Annotated in this window: 3 protein-coding genes and 1 pseudogene; 3 read left to right on the top strand and 1 reads right to left on the bottom strand. The window is 63.8% G+C overall.

All coding sequences use genetic code 11. The annotated features are described in order from the left end of the window. The 3 genes and pseudogenes from VGD20_RS03455 to VGD20_RS03445 form a co-directional block, all read left to right on the top strand. A pseudogene (locus tag VGD20_RS03455) lies at positions 1-1,563 on the top strand (hypothetical protein); the annotation flags it as partial. A 346-nt stretch (positions 1,564-1,909) separates the two neighbouring features. Further along, positions 1,910-2,299 (top strand): carboxymuconolactone decarboxylase family protein, encoded by a 390-nt coding sequence (locus VGD20_RS03450; protein WP_331133111.1) that lies wholly within the window; start codon positions 1,910-1,912, stop codon positions 2,297-2,299. A 439-nt stretch (positions 2,300-2,738) separates the two neighbouring features. After that, on the top strand, positions 2,739-3,962 hold the full coding sequence (locus tag VGD20_RS03445; RefSeq protein WP_331133110.1) for a GGDEF domain-containing protein: 1,224 nt from the start codon (positions 2,739-2,741) through the stop codon (positions 3,960-3,962). 119 nt (positions 3,963-4,081) lie between these two features. On the opposite strand, the gene VGD20_RS03440 is transcribed toward VGD20_RS03445, so the two are convergent. Then, positions 4,082-4,915: an EAL domain-containing protein gene (locus tag VGD20_RS03440; RefSeq protein ID WP_331133112.1), complete on the bottom strand. Its 834-nt coding sequence runs from the start codon at positions 4,913-4,915 to the stop codon at positions 4,082-4,084. Between the last annotated feature and the right edge of the window lie 96 nt (positions 4,916-5,011).

Here is a 5,011-nt window from a genome sequence, read left to right as displayed (position 1 = left end):
AACGGCACGGCCGGCGGCACCTCCGGCACCGGCGGCGCCGGTGCCAGCGCTTCGGCCGGCGGAGCCACCGCAATCGGTGGCGGCGGCACCGCGGGCTCCGGGCTCGCTGGCGGCACCGGGGGCACCGGCGGCAGCGGCGCGCAAGCCTCGGCCAACGGAGCCATAGCGGTCGGCGCCGGCGGTGACGGGCCCGACGGATGCTGCGGCTTTCCTGCCCGGCCCGGCGGCAGCGGCGCACAGGCGTCGGGTACCGGTGCGATCGCGGTCGGAAGCGCCTCGGGCACGAACCAGGGCGCCGTCGCATCCGGAAACGCCAGCACCGCGATCGGCGGCGCCACCGCAAGTGCATCGGGCGCGGCGGCACTCGCCAACGATAGCGTCGCGATCGGGTCGGGCAGCCAGGTTGCGAACGGCGCGAACGGCAGCGTCGCGATCGGCACCAACTCGACCGCCACCACCGCCAATACCGTGTCGTTCGGATCAGCAGGTCAGACACGCGCCCTTGTCAATGTCAGCACCGGGGCAGTGAATGCCGCTAGCACCGACGCCATCAACGGCAGCCAGCTGTTCACCGTCCAGCAGAGTGCAAACAGCGCCCAAGGAACCGCAGACAGCGCGCTCGGCACGGCCAATAACGCATTCGCCAATGCAGCCTACGCGCAATCCGCGGCGGACAGCGCGCGTGCGGACGCCGCGACGGCACAGGGTGCCGCAAACAACGCACTCGGCAGAGCCGACAGCGCATTTGCCAATGCAGCCACGGCGCAATCGGCAGCGGATGCGGCACGCGCCGATGCCGCAGCCGCGCAGGGAACCGCAAACAGCGCGCTAGCCAGTGCGAGCGGCGCCCAATCGGCGGCAGACAGCGCGCGTGCGGATGCCGCGGCGGCACAGGGTACCGCGAACGGCGCACTCGGCAGAGCCGACAGCGCATTTGCCAATGCAGCCATCGCGCAATTGGCAGCGGATGCGGCACGCGCCGATGCCGCAGCCGCGCAGGGAACCGCAAACAGCGCGCTTGGCACGGCCAACGCGGCGCGCACCGAGGCCGCAGCGGCGCAGGCTGCGGCCACGAACGCCGCAGCCGACGCCGGCACTGCGCTGGCCCAAAATGCCGAGCAGGATGGACGGATCACCGCCGCGGAAGGCGTCAACAGGACGCAGGATACGCAGATCGCAGCGATCCAGACCGTCAACGCCATGCAGGACAGCCGGCTGACCTCGCTCGAAACGATTACCCTGTCGGCCGTTCCGGCGCTGCAGGCGCTGACGGCCGCTCACAGCGCACAGATCGATGATCTTTATTCGATCACCGATCGCGATCGCCGCGAGGCGCAGCGCGGTACCGCCGTGGCGGTTGCCCTGACCGCCGCGCCGATGCCGTCGGAGCCGGGCAAGACGAGCTACACCTTCAATCTTGCGACCTTCCGCGGCGAACAGGCGATCGGAGCGTCGATCGCGCATCGCTTCGACACGGGCGCGCCGCTCGCGTTCACCGCGGGCGTCTCGCACGCCGCCGGACGCAACACCGCGGTTCGTGTCGGGGTGGCAGGAGAGTTTTAGGTCTTAAGGCGGCTGCAACTCGCCACAATGGCCGATTGCGGACAGGCCGCTTTTCAACTCCGTTGAAATAAGCGGACCCTCTGTGGCTGTACGACGATGCCGTGGCCCCTCGTTTCGCAGCGCGGCCTGATTGGTACGCTGCGGTAGACCAATCTCGGGCCTTTCTTCCGATCCCTTTCGCCCACATCCGGTCGCACCGACATTTTTGTCGGCCTGGATGTCACAGCGGCGGGCACCCGCTCGTCAGGCAAGATGACGCCGATATCGGCTCAAGAAGAAAGGAAGATCAGATGAATCGGTTGAATTGGTCCGGAGTCGCTCCCGCCGGCGCGAAGGCGCTGTACGCGTGCACCATTATACCACTCATAATACGGCCCTTCCGGCAGAGCTGATTCATCTTGTCTTCCTTCGGGTCTCACAGATCAACGGATGCGCTCACTGCATCGATCTGCACACCCGAGACCTTCTAAAGACCATGCCGATCGACAAGGTCGCGCTGCTTCCGGTGTGGGACGACGTCCCGCATCTGTTCCCCGACCAGTATCGTGCGGCACTGACTTGGGCCGAGGAAGTGACGCGCGTCAGCGAGACCCATGCTTCCGACGAGGCCTATGCAGCGGCAGCCGAGGCTTTCGAGCCGAAAGATCTTGTGGACCTGACGATCGCGATTGCGGCGATGAACGCATTCAACAGGCTGGGCGCAACATTCCGTCTTCCGGTTGCGGCCAAGCCCTGAGGTGTGAGCGATGCTCTTTTTTGGCGCCGCGGTACAATATCAGGTCTACCAGCGAAGCTAAGCGCGGCATGCGACCCAAGAGAGCTCTTCCTTTCAGGAAACACGGCTCTTCATCTTACGCCCGCCCGATTTCGATCGGGCGGGCGTTCTCTTGAGCAAATCGTCGTTGAGTGGCCGGGGCGAGACAGCCGGTTCATAAGGTTAAAATCGTGAGAAGCGGACATTTGGCAGTATGCCCGTCCGATGGTTTGCACTCGCGATCTGCGGAAAGAATGAGAGTCCAAGCCCGCCGACATCGTAGCTCGCATGGCGATGGATGAGATCGGGTTCGAACCCGTCGCCTTTCTCCTGTCCCGCACGGCAGCAGTCGGAACTTCGCGGAGCGCTGTTCATTAATGCATATTCGATGCGAGTTACGGCGCGTTAAGATTAAGAGATTATGATTGGTGACATGAGAAGATCGGACTCCCCCGCCCCGATCGCGCGCCTGTTTCACCTGCGCATTTTCCCGGATCCTGCGACGCTGCCGCTTCCGGTATACCGCGACTTCGTCGACATGCTCTTCAGTATGCGATTGCCGATATTCGGACTGGGCGCAGTGTTCGTCGGCATCTGCATGCTCATCGGGCGCGAGCTCGATAGCCCTTTCCTGCTCTGTCTTGGAGGGGTTGGCGGCATCATCACCTTTGCGCGCCTTTTGACGATCCGCGCCTATCGCCGTGCTGGGCCTGTCCTCGCCTTCGACGAATTGCGAAGATGGGAACAGCGCTACGCAATCGGCAACCTGACATTGGCAGCGCTCCTCGCGCTCCTCAACGTTGTAGCGATATCGACCCATAATCCGCTGCTCCATCTGATTACCGTCAGTCTCGTATTTGGCTTCGGCGCCGGGATCGTCTCGCGCACATCAGTCCGGCCTGGCATGTGCGTCGCGGCGCTCCTTACTGCGACCGTACCAACGGTGATCGCGCTCGCGATGCACGCCTCCGAGCCCAATGCGATGTCACTCCACCGGGAATTGTTTCTTATCGAAGCTTTCATCGTCGCGGCGATCACCGGGCTTAGTCTTCAGACCGTCGCCCACCTCTATCGGTCGGCGGTCGAACATCATACTGCGCGACACGATATGGCCAAGCTTGCTCGAACCGACGCGCTCACCGGGCTCTCGAACCGGTTGTTGCTGCGCGAACAATTTCAGGATCGGGCCGCGAACGCGGTGCGCGCCAAGAGCCTCGTTGCGCTTCACTATCTCGACCTCGACGGGTTCAAGGCGATCAATGACCGACATGGTCACCCCGCCGGCGACGCGTTGCTCGAGCAGGTGGCGCGGCGCCTCGAAAACATGGTTCGGGCCGACGACGTCGTCGCGCGCCTCGGCGGCGACGAGTTCATCGTGCTGCAGGCCGGCATAGCCGCAGAGACGGAAGCTGAATTGCTGGCGCGCAGGATAATCCGCGAGATCAGCAAGCCCTATCTCCTGGAGGGCATTTCAATGTCGATATCCGTCAGCGTCGGCATTGCCACGGCACCCAAGCTCGGCCTCGAACTCGAGCGCCTCCTCGCCTGCGCCGATGCCGCGCTTTACCGGGCCAAAGCAGGCGGCAAGGCCCGCGCTCTATTCTGCCTGGATGCGGATGCGGTCGCTGCCGACATGGCGGCCTGAAGTCAGCAGCGCGAAAGGCGCGTGTGAAGCTGTCGGCGGTTGGCCGCGAGCAGCAAGAAGGCTGCTATTAAGGAACGGAAGCCGGCACAAGAATAGCAGCGCGGTGAGTCCCGTCCTTGTCATGCAGAGCGGGTCGGCGGGTCGGCTGTGGCCCGGTCGGTCGCGGCCTCCAACCAGAGTGGAGGGTCCTGTGCCCATTTTCTTAGCCAGGCTGGTACGCGTTCAGCGCTGATCGCGCGACTGAAAAGATAGCCTTGCGCGATGTCGCAGCCGAGGCTGCGTAGCCGGACGAGCTGATTTTCACTTTCGACGCCCTCGGCAACCGTGACGATGTTCATCCGATGCGCGATGTCGATCACGCCATGCACGATTGCGAAATCGGCGCTGTCGGTGCTGTCGAGACGCGAGATAAACGATCGGTCGATCTTGAGCACGTGGACAGGAAATTGCTGGAGGTGCGTCAACGAAGCATAGCCTGTGCCGAAGTCGTCGAGCGCAATCGACACGCCCTCGGCCACCAACGTCCGCAGCGCACGCTCGACGTTGAGCGCCAAATGATCGACGAAGACGCTTTCGGTGACTTCAAGCTCGAGCAACGTCGGCGGGAGTCCCACCCGCTGAAACTTTCCGAGAATGCGGTCCGCGAAGTCGTCGCGCCGGAAATCCGCAAGCGAGCCGTTGATCGCGATGCGGCCAAAGGCAACGCCCTTCTCGTTAAACTCTCCAACGTCGGCGAGCACGCGGTCTATCATCCGGTCGGTCAGTTCGCTCGCCAGCAGGCTGTCGTCGAATGCGGCCTGGATGCTGTCGGGCGGCTGAAGACCGCGCCGATGATGATGCCAGCGCAGCAAAGCTTCAAATCCGATCACATCGCCGCTGCGGAGGTCGACCTTTGCCTGATAGAAAGGGATGACCCGATCATCACGAAGAGCCTCGCGCGCCTCGCGCAGCATCGACTTGCGGCTTTCTGCGGATTCGCGCATTTCAGGGCGGAATTCGCGAACGCCCCCCGCCCCCTCTGCCTTCGCCGCGTAAAGCGCAAGATCTGC

Source organism: Sphingopyxis sp., from assembly GCF_036402335.1.
In the GTDB taxonomy this organism is placed as follows: Bacteria; Pseudomonadota; Alphaproteobacteria; order Sphingomonadales; family Sphingomonadaceae; genus Sphingopyxis.
Note: the sequence above shows the minus strand (reverse complement) of the source record. Positions and strands in the feature narration are given on the sequence as shown.